The 13,950-nt window shown below is 71.7% G+C and carries 4 protein-coding genes; all 4 read right to left on the bottom strand.

What is annotated here, in order from left to right:
* Positions 1 to 37 precede the first annotated feature (37 nt).
* A complete protein-coding gene (locus ACIHFD_RS05900; RefSeq protein WP_397365888.1) occupies positions 38 to 2,377 on the bottom strand; it encodes a right-handed parallel beta-helix repeat-containing protein in 2,340 nt (779 codons plus the stop codon).
* Positions 2,378 to 2,465: 88 nt separating this feature from the next.
* Positions 2,466 to 3,014, bottom strand: coding sequence for a hypothetical protein (locus tag ACIHFD_RS05895; RefSeq protein WP_397365802.1), 549 nt, complete (start codon positions 3,012 to 3,014; stop codon positions 2,466 to 2,468).
* Entirely contained in the window at positions 3,007 to 3,531 is a 525-nt protein-coding gene (locus tag ACIHFD_RS05890; protein ID WP_397365801.1) for a hypothetical protein, read from the bottom strand. Before ACIHFD_RS05890 ends, ACIHFD_RS05895 begins: the two co-directional genes overlap by 8 nt.
* A gap of 49 nt (positions 3,532 to 3,580) precedes the next feature.
* Positions 3,581 to 13,948: a hypothetical protein gene (locus tag ACIHFD_RS05885; RefSeq protein ID WP_397365800.1), complete on the bottom strand. Its 10,368-nt coding sequence runs from the start codon at positions 13,946 to 13,948 to the stop codon at positions 3,581 to 3,583.
* Positions 13,949 to 13,950: the final 2 nt, after the last annotated feature.

Raw genomic sequence — 13,950 nt, 5'->3', positions numbered from 1 at the left:
ATCTTTACATGGCGCCGCTTTTCTGTCAGTCGTGGAGTCAGTGAGGCCCGATGTCCTCCAGGGTGAAGCGCGCGTTCCACTCCCGCACCCACCTCCGGCCGAAGCCCTCGGCCGAGTTCAGCGGCGTGGCGGCCGCGTCGAACTTCCCCGTCGCCGGGTCGAAGGCGAAGCCGGCGGCGGTGTCCTTCCTGACGTTGTAGGAGTCGAAGTCGGGGTTGAACGTCTTGTTGCTCAGGCCGCCGGCGTCGTCGGTGTAGGCGAAGCCGCCCGACGCGATGCTCACCGACCGGGTCAGCACGTTGTGGGACGGCACGTACACGGAGTCCGGGTCGCGCCAGACGTACGCCTCCGTGCACTCCGTGGTGCCGACGGCGGTGCAGATCCGGCCGCTCGCGTCCGCCGGGACGTACCAGGACCGGATGTTCGGGTACTGGCGGCCGTAGTGCCGGTACCACTTCTCGACGTTCTCGCGCGTGTTGGTGAAGCCGGTGCCGTCGCCGGCCTTCAGCATGTCGTTGAAGCGCTCGACCACGACCTTGGAGTTGGGCACCGGCAGCCGCCCGCCGCTCTCGTGGTAGAGCTTGTCGTGCCCGACGTACGTCACGTCCTTGAACACGTTGTCGGTCGCGACGTTGCTGTGCCCCGACTGGTAGAACAGGCCGTGCTGGGCCCCGTCGAAGAAGTTGTGGTGGATCACCATCCCCGACATCCCGTCGTCCATGTAGACGGCCTGGTTGCCCTTCGGCCCGACGTTCCTGAACAGGTTGTAGGAGATCACGTTGTTCAGGTACGTGTAGTCGCGGCCCGCGTAGATCACCCCCTGGTCCGAGGCGTTCGTCACGAGGTTCTCGAACCGGTTGTGACTCACCTCCATGTCGTTGCCCATGATCTGGATGGCCATGTGTGGCGCGTCGTGGACGTTGTTGTACCTGAAGGTGTTGCCGACGCCGTACAGGTAGCCCGCCGGGGTGTAGGTGGCGAGCTTGGAGAAGTCGTAGATCTCGTTGTGCTCCACGACGTGGTCGCCGCGCTCCAGCGAGTCGCGGTCGCCGCCGGCCGTGAACACCCCGCCGCCGCCCAGGTCGTGCAGCCTGCTGTTGACCACCCGGTTGCGGTGGCCGCCCCGGCTCGTGCGGTATTCGGCGATGGCCGTGATCGCGTCGTTGGCCTCGCCGATCGCGACCGCGTCCATGCTCACGTTGAGGATCTCCAGGCCGTCGATGGTGCACGACTCCGCGTCCAGCAGGCGTACGCCGGTGCCGGTCGTGCCGTTGAGCTTCAGCCCCTTGAGCGTCACCCCCTTGACGTTCTCCAGCGTGAAGAAGGGGGCGTCGAAGGAGGTCAGGCTGATCCGCTTGCCTTCGACCGTGCCGCCGGGCGGGTAGTAGTAGAGGGCGTCGCCGCCGTTCCAGCGGTCGATGTAGTACTCGCCCTCGGCGTCCAGCTCGCTCAGCACGTTCTGGGCCACGAACGACGTCCACTTGTCCGTGGCCGCGTACATCGTGGGGTAGCGGGTCCTGAGCTCGTCACCGTTGACGGAGTCGATGCGTACGCGGTCGTTGGCATAGTTGTTGCCGAAATATCCGGACAGCCAGCCGTCGGTCTCGTACGTCGTGTTGTCGGGGGTCCCGCCGGGCGGCGGGGCCCACGTGGCGGAGCGCTCCTTGAGTGCGGGGTCGACCGCGGTGTAGGCGGGGCCGGGCAGCTTCAGCATGTCCTCGTAGGGCAGGGTGGTGCCGTCGGCGGTCTTGTCCGAGAAGTAGTCGCGGGCGCCCTTCGGCGCCTCTTTGACGGTGAGGTCGGCGCGGTCCAGCTTCTCGCCGCCATTCGGATACTGCGCCAGGGTCTGCGCGACGTCGTCGTTGATCAACTCGGGCGCGTACGGCTGCGGCTTCCAGTTGAACCCGTTCTTGTTGAGCCGCCCGGCGGGGATGCCCTCGGCGGCCAGGTCGTAGACGTAGACATTGCCGGACACCGAGTCCCGGACCCGCGACTTCGACGACCACTTGGCCTCGCCCGCCGGGAGGTCGCTCAGCCTGCGGAACTTCTCCGGCGAGAGCGTGGTGACCCCGGCGAACTCCACCCGCTCGCCCCTATAGGCGGCATAGGTGACGTAGGAGTTGCGCTCCCCGCTGAGCTGGACGGTCCTGGACGTCCGGTAGACGCCGCCCCTGATGCGGACGGTCCCGGGGGAGCGGGCGCTCGTCCGGCCCGCCAGCGCGTCGCGGGCCTGCTCGACGGTCGCGAACGGGTCCTGCTCGGTGCCGCGGGCCCCATCCCTGCCGTCCGGCGACACGTACACGGTGAGCGGGGCGGAGGCCGACGCCAGGGCTTGCGTCGCGGCGGTCGCCGGTAAGACCGCGACCAGGATGACCATCACGTTTCTGATTCGGCTGCGTCGCACCATAATCGATAAAATATTACGGGTGTGACCCAGAGATCAATCGTTTGACCGAGGCCGACCCTCAGCGGTCGTGGAGACGGCGGAAGTCGTCCAGGCTCTGGCGGTAGAAGGCGAGATCGCTCTCCAGCTTCTGCCTGGTGAGCCGATGGGGCTCGGACTCCCGCAATGCCCTGCCCATCTCGCTCCAGAAGTCGTCAGGGGGCAGCTCGGCGGCGCCGCCGGGGAAGAACTTCAACGCCTCGGCCACGGCGTCGGCGGCGAAGCGCCAGTCGGTCTCGACCTTGCCGAACGCCTCGGGGTCCGAGGGGTCCGCGGCGAAGAACAGCGCGCCCTCCAGAGCCCGGCTCGCGTAGGTGGTGGCGATGAGCACCCACTGGCCGGGGTCGATCAGCTCGGAGAGGCCGGTGCCGAAGAACAGCCCCGCCTGCCTCGCCACGACCTCGGCCTCCTCGGGAACCAGGACCTCCGCGCCGCCGAGCCGCACCACCCAGCCGTCCGGGTCCTGCTCGACCACCGCCCGGCGCGACGCGCCCGCCTCACCGCCGCCGGCCACCAGGTCGAAGTAGACGTATGCCTCCACGAGGGAACGGGCCAGACCGCGCTCAGGCATGCCGGCCCGCCAGGTCCTGGTAGGTGTCCCTGACGACGAGCAGCCGGTCGAGCTGGAACCTGCCGGGGTCGTCCGCCCGCAACTGCTGCCCGCGCTCGGACCAGAACCCGTCGTCGGGCACCGCGTCCGCCCCCGGCGGCACGAACTTGACGACCTCCTCGACGGCCGCGGTCGCGACCCGCAGCGTGCGCCGGGCCTCGGCCTGGTCGTCCACCGGCACGTTGCCCGCGCTCACGTCGGCCACCCACAACCATTCGCCCGCGTCGAGCAGCTCGGACGGCTCCGTCCCGCCGAACGTCGGATAGCCGGTGGGCAGCACGGGACGCTCCGGCAGGCCGAACAGGTATTCCCGGGCCGTCCCGCACTCCCCGCACCCGCCGGAATAGCGGTTGACCAGACCTTCCTCGACGCTCACCAGCCCGCTGTGCCAGGTCGTGTCCACCGACCCGCAGGCGCACGGGTGCAGATCGAGGTAGAGATGCGCCTCATCCCTCGTCCGCGCCACCGCGAATGCCATAGCCGTCCTCTCCTCGGGAGTCCCATCATGCCGGAACGCGCGATCCCGGTCACACCGCCATCGTGCGTGCCACGGCCGGTGCCTGCCCGGTGCGCAGGCCGCACTCGCACGGCCCGTCGGCGGGGCACCGGCAGTTCTCCTCTTCCGGCTCGTCCCAGCCGGTCGCGTTGGCGAGCGTGCGCAGGCGGTCCATGTACGCCGGCAGGTCCCGGGGACGCGCCCCGTCCGCCAGCCTGGCGAGCTCGGTGGCCAGCGGCTGCGGGACGAGCTGCCACACCTGGGGGCGGGTGGTGGCGAGCAGGTCGTGGAGCACGCCGAGCCGGGCCGGCCGCTGGCGGACGGTGGCCGCGCGCGCCTGGCGCACGGCCTCGTACAGCTCGGCCAGGGCCGCCTGGTCGCCGGCGGCCGTCGCGCCCAGCGTACGGGCGACCGCTCCGGCAACGGTCGCGGCGGCGGCCCGCTCGTTCGCGCCGATCGTGCGGCGGCCGTCCACCTGGACGGTCAGCATGCCCGTGTCACCCGCAGTGTCACCCACCGGAGCCGACCGCACCTCGACGGGGATGGGCGGGCGGCCGGGGAGCACGATGTCCAGCAGGCCGGAGCCGTAGTCGTGGACCCGGGCGCCCATGAGCGCCGCGCCGCGCTCGACGGCCCTGGCCGCGGCCGTCTCCGGCAGCGTCGCATGGCCGCGGATCGCCGTGACGTCGGCGGGAGAGAGCTCGCCCGCCCGCGCCAGCGCCAGCAACCGGGGCGCCGCTCCGGCCTGGCCGGGCGCCAGGCCGGCCCGCGCCGCCTCGGCACGCAGCGCCTCGGCCGCGCCGCTCCAGCCGCCTTCGGTGACCGCGCGGGCCAGCCCGCGCAGCCGCGCGAGCGTCGCGGCGTCGGCCACCCCGAGCATCTGTCCCGGCGCCGTGGGGTGTGCGCCGAAGGCCGGCCCCGGGCCGAGCGTCCGGCCCGCCGGGCGGCCGTCCAGCGCGGCCGCGTGCGCGGCGATCTGCTCGGCCACCGCGACGACCCCGCGCCCGCCTCCGTCGGCGGGCACGCGAAGCGCCAGCCGCCCCGGCTCGCGCGAGTCGACGGTCACGTCCGTGGCGCCTGGCGCGGCGTCGGCCAGCGCCACGGTGAAGGTCCCGCTCCTGGTGGACACCGTGAACTCGCCCAGGGGCCCCGCCGGAGCCAGGTCGGCGACGCCGGCGGTCTGCGCCAGCCTGCCGAGCCCGGCCGGCGAGGTGTCCAGCCCCACCGGACCTCCCCCGTTGAGCAGCCGCGCGAGCCGGCTCAGCGGCTGAGGGGCGGCCGGCGCCCGCGGGCCCGTTCCCCACGGTGGCGCGGGCGGGGTGTGGCCGCGGCGTTCGAGGTCGGCCGCGATGGCGTCGATCGCGTCGGCCAGGAGCGAGCGCGTGGCCGGGTCGGAGGTCGCGTGCCACTTGCGCGACAGGTGGGCGTGCTCGTTCAGGCGGGGGAGCAGGCAGTAGTCGGTGCCCTCGGTCTGGTGTTCCGACAAGGCGGTCCTGATCACGCCCTGCGGGGCGCCCGACGACGCGGCGAGCGTCTCCTGAAGGACGTGCGAGAGCTCGTGCACCAGGACCGACGACACCACGTCCGGGTGCACGCGCGGCCAGAAGCGCATGACGTGCGGGTCGTCCGCCGTGCCCGCACGCAACTCGGTGGAGGCGTCGAGCCCTTCGCCAGGTTCACCGATCAGCACGCGGACGTGCTGATCGGGCGCGTTGGGGACCTGGACGGTCATCGTGTCGCCGTTCCAGGCGACGTGCGCGGCGGCGCCGCCCAGGTCGCCGAGGGTGATGTTCTGGTTGCGCAGCTCGTCCACGGTCAGGTCGGGGACCCCGTCGGGCCGGGCCGACCGGCTGAAGGGCGTGCCCTCGATCGCGGGATCCGACATGGCCACCCCTTGGGCGACGCTGCCTCCCACCGGCTGGTTCTCCTCTTCCCGGTCGGCGGGCCAGGCCGGCTTGGCGGTGTCGAGCGCGAAGACGCCACGCGCCATCAGCTCGGCCTTGACCTGATGGGAGAAGGTGCCGGGGTTCTCGGAGTTCATGAAGACGTCGCGCAGATCGAGGCCGACCTGGTGGGCGGCGTCCAGCACCGCGGGGGAGAGGGTGGTGAAGGCCTCGGCGAACCCGCCGTCGGGGGTCTCGCTGTGCACCGAGCCGTCAGGGGCGGCCACGTAACGATGGAGGCCGTCCGCCTCCCGGACCGTCACACGGGCCACCGCACGGCGTTCGCGGGCGGCCAGGCGCGCGTCCTGCAGGACCTGGATCAGCCCTACGCGGCCCTCGGCCGGCACGAACTTGAACGTCGGCCATCCCTGATCAACGAGGGGCGCGAGCCGCACGTTCGCCTCCACCCGGGCGCGCAGCTCCGCGATCTCCTCCTCGAAGAGCGTCACATCCACCCAGCCGCTGCTGGCGCCCGGCAGATGGATCGGGTCGCCGACGACGCGCTCGTCTCCGTTCCGCAGCCGCGCCACGTGCTCGAAGGTGAAGTCGTAGTCCACCCTGAGCCGGACGGTGTAGGCCTGGCTCTTCTCGGACTTGGTGCGCTCGCGGCGCCCCCCGTTGTGGTCGGTCACGCTCTCGGACGCCTGCTCCCCGGCCCGCACGCCGCCGTTGAGTCCCGACTGGCCGTCGCTCATGCTGCCGCTCTCGCCGACCGGCAGCGCGCGACCGCGGGACACCGTCACGTTCTGCGCGTTGGCCGTCCTGTCGACCTCTCCCTTCTCCGCCTCGAACGGGCCGGCGACGATGGTGAAGTCCGACATGCGGGCCCGGATCCTGACCTGGGCGCCCTGGTCCTTGAACTTCTGCCTGGCCACCCGCACGACGATGTCGCCGCCTGGCCCCGTCATCCGTTCGAACCCGGTCAGCAGCGCCCCCAGGGACAGCCGCTTGGTTATCTCGGACAGGCGTTCCGTGACCGCCTTGGCGCCCAGCATCTTCGTCAGCTGCGCGGTGACGACGTCGAAAAGGCTGGGTTTACGCGGGTCCTCCCACAGCGCGTCCGTGAAGAAGCCGGGATGCAGCTCGACCTGCCGGGGATCGGACGTCATGACGACCTGCCCCGGATCCTCGTCGACGGGCCGAACCATGCCGATCGGGATGCGCCGCACCAGCGTGGCGTCGTATTCGACCGTGTGGGTGGAGGGGGGCCTGCGCCGGAGCTTGCCCGCCGCCTGCTGGACCTTGGCCGGGATCGTGCCTCCACGCACCGGCGTGCGCTTGACCTCGATGACCAGCCTGGGCTTCTGCTTGACCCGGTTGATGCCGTTGAACCGGGCCACCCGCTGCAGCCGCGTGCCCTGCTGGTTGGTGGAGCCGGTGTAAGAGCGGCCCCGGTCCGTCGACACGCCGGCCCCGCGGCCGTCGCCCTGGTCCGAACTGCCGTAGTCCAGGCCCGCGGAGTAGGAGCCGTTGTACGACTCGGAGTGCGACAGATCGGTGTAGCGGTAGCGCTGCATGATGACCCCGGCCTGCTTGAAGCGCGAGAGCAAGGTGGCCTTGCGGGAGTCTGCGGGGTTGTCGTACACCAGCCGGGTCGTGACGGTCACCTCCTCGGCCTGCCCGACCTGGGAGCCCACCTGCACGTGGTAGCTCTTCTGGAAGCCACGCGCCGAGAACATGTCGGGAACGTGGATCTTCACGGCGTCCTGGGAGAAGTTGACGCTCAGCTCCTCGCTCAGGGTCGGACTCCCGTCCACCACCTCGGGGGCGGCGGCTCGCACGGCTTTCAGCACGGCGTCCGCGACGTCGATGGGATTGCCCTGTTCGTCGGTCAGTTCGAGCGATTCCGTCGTGCCCAGGCCCATCCCGTCCTCGTTCGACGGCGACAGCACGACCTCCCTGGAGCGCTCGACCAGGTCCGCCGCCTCGCTCAGCGTCTCGTCCAGCCGCTTCTCCTCATTCGCCTGCCGGGCCGTGGTCGCCTGCGGGCCAAGGCCCGTCAGCTCCTGGAGCTTGGCGAGCAGCGCCCGCCGGGGGGTGCGGTCGGCGTACCCCACGTCCTCGCCGGCCCTTCGCGCCTTGGCCACGTCCATGACGTACCTCTGGACGAGGGGCACGGCGAGGGACGGGTCGAGGGGCAGGCTGCCGTTGAGCAGCCGCTCGATGGCGTCGGCCACCAGGGCGCCCGGCAGCGGGAGCTCGCCTTCGGAGTACAGCTGCAGCGCTTCCTCCTCGGGAAGCAGGAACAGCCCGGTGCCCTGTGCCGGGGCCTCGCTGTTCTCGCCGAGCGGGACCCGGTCCCCCAGCGGCAGCGCGTGCGCCGCGTTCTCCGAGCCGGTGAGGGTGAGGTCCACGTTGGCACGCAGGACGTACTGGCGGCCGAAGAAGATCGTGAGCTCCTCGGTGCCCCAGATGTCGAGGATCGACGTGGAGTCGGAGGTGCCTCCCGACCGGGAAGGCAGCGAGAGCTTGCCGCCGTCGTTCGACGTGCCGCCGTCGTCGAGGTCGGAGACGTTCGTCGAGGCGCCGGCGGACACGCCGGACGACCCGCCCCAGGACACGCCGGCGCTGCCGAGCCCGAACAGGATGTCGCCGTTCACCTGGTCGACGACGCCCACCACTTCCGTGTCGCCGACCTCGCCCCGCACCGTCAGCGACGAGCGGGTGGGCATTCCGCGGGTGCGGATCCCGAGGCCGCTGGTGAGCATCCTCATCAGCGTCCTGGGATGGGCGACGAGATTGCGCACGCCCAGGGTCGCCTTGATCATCTGGTACGCCACCGAATCCTCGCGCATACCTCTCGGCAGCACTTGCTTCGCCGCGGACTCCAGACTGCCGTGCGTGTCGAAGTGGATGAGCTTCGCCCTGGACAGCACCTTCCGCGACATCTTGCCGATGGGCATGGGCGCCGATCCGTCCTCTGAAGGAAGGTGGTCCGCCGCGAACAGCAGCTTGGCCCTACCACTTTCGGACGCCAGGGTGGTCGTCGTGCCGTCGTGCACAAGCGTGGCGGTCAGGTCGTGGCGCACCGAGAAGCCCGCGACCGGGCCGGTGCTCTCGTGCAGGATGGGCACCACGTTGACCGTGTCGCCGTCGCTCGAGCCCGCCGTACGGGTGCGGTTGCCGCCGGCATTGACGCCCGCCTCGTGCGACAGGCCGTCGTGCCCCTGGTCGGGACCGTCGCTCTCGCTGACGGAGGCGCCGCCCCCGTACGTCCTGGACCTGCTCGTGCCCTGGGCCGAGGTGTCGGAGCCGATTTCGAGGTTGACCACCGTCTCCGACTCCGTGTACCCGAGGTACTTCACGTCGTCGAAGTCCTGCTTCAGCGACAGGTGCAGCACGTAGTGCTCCGGCGTGCTGTTCAGGCCGTGCATCACCAGGTCGACCTGAATGCCGTCCTGGGCCAGCGAGTCGTACCCGGACCTGATCCGGTGCTCGGAGAGCTGCTCCATGACCTCCTGGCGATTGAGAATCTGGGAGGCGCGCGCGAGCAGGTTGGACGAGTACTGCGGCACGCCGTTCACGGTCTTCGGGATGATCCCGCGCTCGGCGAGCTCGTCCAGCACCTGATCCCTGACCTCGTCCAGCCCGTCGATGTCCTGGACGAGGGCGGGGCCGGCGCCCCGCATCTGTCCCGGGCCGTCGCCGAGCCACACGGGCAGCTCGGGCTTGCGCCCCGGCGGCGGATCGGGGTTCATGTCGCCGCGCAGCACCTGGTTGCCGTCCGCGTCGAGGAGCGGCTGTCCGTCCCTGTACACGAGTGCCGCGCTGTCGACGGGCAGGCCGAAGCGGTAGGCGGCCGACTCCCGCATGCTGACCACCGCCTCACTGCGCATCGGCCGCAGCGTGACGGGCGGCTTGCCGATCACCTCCACGGTGAACGTGGTCTCCACCACGAGCCGGTAGCTCTGCTTGTGGCTGGTCTTCCTGTGCACGCTCGGGTGGATGGCCTGCTTGTTGGCGGTGGCCGAGTAGGACCGCGACGCCGCCCGGGAGCCTCTGACCTGCGGCCCGATGGTGGGATGGTAGCCGCCGACGCCGACCCCCTGCAGCGCGTCGTGCCTGAACCCGGCCGAGGCGCTCGCTTCCAGCGACCCCCCGGACGACGCGCCGCCCGGGGTCGCGACGAAGTCGACGAGCACCTCCTCCTCCCACTCATCCGAAGTCGCCCCGCCCAGCGGCTCGCTCTCCACGAGCACGATCCGGCTCTTGGCGGTTACCTTCGCGTGCGGCTCACCGTTCCTGGTGAAGACCTGCTCCCGCCCTTTGTTGACGGCATCGCGCAGCCGGTGGGGCAGCACGTCGGTCACGAACGTGCGCAGCTGGTCGTGGGGGACGGCGCCGACCTTGGTGTACTCCCCGCCGAGTGTCGCCGCGATCTTGTCGAGGGCCTCCTCCAAGCCGTCCATGCTGGTGAGGACGTGGTTGGGGAGCTTCGGGTCCCGCTTGTCGTCGCCGATCCAGGCCAGCTTCCGCGGCGGCTGGTCGGTGAAGGAGTGCGAGACCCACATCCGCTGCGCGGGCGAATCGCCGGGTTTGCCGGAATTCACCACGGTGGTGTCCCGCCAGCTCGTGTCCTGCCCGGTGCGGATGTCGACGGTCCACGTCGCGGCGGCGTCGAACAGCAGCGACTCGCTCCTGTTATCGGCGACGGAGCCGCCCTGCGCGTACATCCCCGCGCCGCCCGTCGCCGACCAGTTGCGCCCGGCGGCGACCCCGAGGCCGACCCCGAGCAGCTCGACCAGCGTCCTGGGCACCTCGCCCTCGGCCAGAAGTTGCGCCAGGACGGAGCTGTCGAAGCCGACGTTCATCCCGCCGCTGCCCGACTCGGTGGCGGTGACCGTGCGGCCCGCCTGGAAGAACAGGCCGACCATCATCTCCGATGCCTTGACGCCCGGGTCGAGCACCTCGACGAGGTCGGAGAGTGAGAGCCTGACCCGCACTTCCGCCGCCCTGCTGCCGCGGCCGACGCGCAGCACGGCGCCGTCGGAGACGATCTTGTGGAAGTCGGCCCGCAGGGCGCGCTCCAGTTCGTCCGGGGTGAACTGGTGGCCGATCTTGTTGCGTCCCAACATCTCGTTGACGGCGGTGGTGAGCGCGTTGAGGTGGGCGAGCCGGCCCGTCGGCATGGCCGTGGACAGGCTGTCCTTGTGCGGCAGCGCCTCGGCCAGCGCGTCCAGATAGCCCTTGTGGCGCCGCCTGGCCTCGGCCTCCAGCGACCGGGCGATGGCGGCCATGCCGACCTCTCCCGGCTGGGTGGGCCCTCCTGGCTGCCTCATCGCCGCGAGCAGTTGCTCGTAGACCTTCCGCGCCTTCGTCGCCTCCGCCAGCGCGGGGGCGTACGCCTGCGCGATCCTGGAGTGCCGCTTCTGCGTGGCCAGGTGCGTCCGCATCTCCTGCCGCGCCTTGCGGGCCCGCTCGGACCGGCCCTGGTCGTGCTGCATCCGCGCCTTCACCGCGTCCCGCGCCGCCTTGCGGGCCTGCTTACCTGCCTCTTTCGCGCTGTCCTTCTTGGCACTGATCTGCTTCTGGAGCGCATGCTCCGCCTCGATCAGCGCGTTGATGACGTCCTGAACCTCCTGGGTGGACGGGTGCTCGCCGGGTAAGGCCGGGGCGTGGCTCGGCCGGGCGGTTTGTCCGGGCGCCCAGGGCGGCAGGGGCGGGGTGTGACCGCGTTCGTGCAGCTTGCGCGCCACGCCGTCGATGTCGACGGCGAGGAGCCGCTTCTCCGGGAGCGTCTGGGCCTGGTGCCACTTCCCGGCCAGCAACGACAACTCGTTGTAGAAGGCGGGGACGCACGCGTCCTGCGTGGCCTCGCCGCCGCGTCGGCGCCGTAGGAAGCCCTGCCGCCTGCCCTCGCCGGCCGACCGCACTTCCTGCAGTGTGTCGGTGATCTCGTGCAGCCAGACCCTGGACAGTTGCTCGGAGTCCACACGGGGGTTGAAGTGCACCAGGTGGGCGTCGTCCGCGCTCCTGCCCGACCTGATCTCGGTCTGGCCCATCAGGTCCGAGGGCAGGCCGCCGATGACGGGGCGGAAGTGGTGGACGCCGTCCGTCTCCGTGTGGACCGCCAGCGTCCGGCGGCCCTCCGAATCCGTCGACCAGGTGAAGCGCTTGACGCCCTGGTCGAGGAAGTGGCGGGCGAGCCAGTTTCCTATCGAGCTCCGCACCTCGTCGAGGTCCAGGTCCGGGCCCTGGCGGCCGTCGGTCACGTAGCGGGTGCCGGCGATCGGCCGCGACGTGACCGTCCCCGGCTTGCTCGTGTACGCAGGCGCGGCGGCGGGGGCGTCGTCGGGCGCCGGGGCCGCCGCGGGGGCGGCCGGCTCCCCGGCCTGGGCGACCGTCAGCAGGGCGGCGGCCTCGGCCTGCAGGTCGGAGACGTCCGAGACCTCCTCGGCCCGCATGTCCAGCGCGGAGCGGATGCGGCTCATGGTGGCCGCGGAGATCACGCGCACGCCCTCGGGGGTGGAGATGAGGAGGTCGCCCTCCGGGCCGATCACCGCGTCGGGGAAGCTCGTGGTGAGTGCGCCGATCAGCGCCGTACGGGCCCGGACGGCGGCGGGCATGGGCTGACCGGCCGGCGCCGACCCGTCGAGGGAGGTGACCGGGTGCCCGGAGCCGTCGTCGGCGAGCGTCGTCGTGCCGGTCGCGGCCTGGGCGTCGGGCACCGCTTGGGCGTCGGGCACCGTCTGGCCGTCCGGCTGGGCGGGGCTGTTGTCGGGGTTTGTCTGGTTGGCGTCGGGTTGGGTGGAGTTGTTGTCGGAGTTTGTCGGATTGGCGTCCGGTTGGGCGGGGGCGCTGTCCGGCTGCGCGGGGGTGCCGTCCGGCTGGGCCGGGTCGGCGTTGGGCGCGGTGGTGCCGTCCGGCGCCTGTCCCGTCGGGGCCGTTCCGGAGGCGTCGTCCGGTCGCGGGCCCGCGTCGCCGGCGGGCTGCGACGCGGCGTCGTCCTGGGAGGGTGCCGCCGCACTCGAGTCCGCCTCGTCGGGTGCCGCTGCATTCGGGTCTGTCTGGTCGGGGTCCTCGCCCCTGGAGGTCCGCCGCTGCGAGGCCGCGTCCGGGTCCGGCGCGGCGGGGTTGCGGCGGCCGTCGCCGTCCCGGCCGCCGTCGGCCCTCGGGGTCGCCGGAGCGTCGGGCCTCGGGGTCGCCGGTGCGGTCGCCTGCCCGCCGGACCTCACGGTGGTGGGCCCCGCGGGGTCGGGTTGGCGCACGGCTCCGGCCATGCCGGGCTGGGGACCGCCGTTCGTGGGGCCGCCGCCCGACGTGTTCCCGTCCGCCGGGCCCCCGGGCGGGCCACCCGCCGCGCGGCCGGCGTCGGTGTGCGCGGCGAGGTCGTAGGCGGAGGCGAGAGAGGTGACCGGGTGGGCCAGCGCGGTGTAGACCTCCGGGTTGAACGGGCTGATCGTCCCGGTACGCCCGGCGCCGCCCATGAAGCCGCCCAGGAGGGAATCGGCCGTGAACGGGTTCTGCCACTGGTCGTAGACCACGCCGTTGGCGATGAAGCTGCCGGCCGGGGAGGCGATCGTGTTGGTGAGGCCCGTGGTCAGGGCGCGGCCCGCGAATCCCGGCACGTGGCTGGTGATCTGGGACACGGGCCCGGCCAGCGCCGTGCCGAAGAGCGCGCCGCCGCCCGCGCCGATGACCGAGGCGGCCGACTTGTCCCAGTTCCACTCCTGGACGGTGCCCATCTCGCGCTGCTGGTACTGGGAGGCCGCGTCGATGAAGAACTCCTCGCCGATCTCCTCGATCAGCTCCCGGCCGATCGGTGAGGCCAGCAGCCTGGCGATGAGGCCGCGCCCGGTGGCGCCGCTGAGCGCGGTCACTCTGGTCAGCTGCCTCACGCCCAGCTCCCGGCCGCCCAGGGTCATGAGCCTGACGAGGATCCGCGTGATGGCCGCGCGGGCGCCCGCCGCGTACGGCCCGATGATCGCGGTGGAGGAGCCGGCGGTGAAAAAGGCGACGAAGAGGGCGATCGCGATGGCGACGACCGTCACCCAGAAGGCCACGTTGACGGAGAGCTTGGAGTACTGCGTCTCGACGGCGAAGTTGTTGGCCTGCTGCGAGTAGGCCCGCGCGTTCCCGGACACCCCGGCCAGCCCGCCCTCGTGGCCGTACAGGAAGGTGGCCCTGGTGACGAAGTTCGCGGTCGCGGGCGAGATCCATCCGTCCAGGAGGACGCGCGTGGCCGAGCCCGCGGCCGGCGCGGAGCTGACGGACCCCTCGGCCAGCGTGTCGTACGCCTCGGACAGCTTCGACAGCCCGCTCTCGCTGGCGCCCGGCCATTTCTGCCCAGCCGAAAGCAGGGGGATCAGCCAGTAGACGACCCAGTCGGGCAGCTCCTCGGTCTCCCACGCGGGGAGGACGTCGCTGTCGATGCGGACCGCTGGTCGCGGGGCGGCAAGGCCGCCGCCGTTCTTGCTGCCGGAGCCGTGGACCCCGGTGTCGGCGTTGACCGTCACGT

It is taken from the genome of Nonomuraea sp. NPDC051941 (assembly GCF_044593615.1).
The sequence above is the reverse complement of the archived record's forward strand: the minus strand, read 5'-3'. Positions and strand labels throughout refer to the sequence as shown.